The organism is Sporomusa sp. GT1 (genome assembly GCF_014634905.1).
Lineage (GTDB): Bacteria > Bacillota > Negativicutes > Sporomusales > Sporomusaceae > Sporomusa > Sporomusa sphaeroides.
In genome coordinates this window covers 1-221 of sequence record NZ_BMBX01000110.1, presented here as the reverse complement: position 1 = coordinate 221, position 221 = coordinate 1, and the positions used below count along the sequence as shown (strand labels likewise).

At 54.8% G+C, this 221-nt stretch carries 1 protein-coding gene; it reads right to left on the bottom strand.

Features of this window, described 5'->3' with window-relative positions:
- Positions 1 to 221 (bottom strand): dihydroxy-acid dehydratase (locus GT1_RS22045; RefSeq protein ID WP_188400499.1); only part of this gene is annotated, 221 nt, incomplete at both ends.

Sequence of the window (221 nt, the reverse complement as noted above, 5' to 3'; positions counted from 1 at the left end):
GCACCGGAGAAGCGCCCGTCGGTAAACAGAGCCACACTGCTTGACAGCTCCGGCATATTCCAGAGGGCTTCTGTCGTCCGCAGCATTTCAGGCATGCCTGAGCCTTTCGGACCTTCAAAGCGGATAAAGATAGCGGTATTGGGACCGATCTTTCCTGCCAGAAGCTGCTCCACCGCTTCTTCCTCTGAATCAAATACCCGCGCGGTTCCGGTAAAATTATG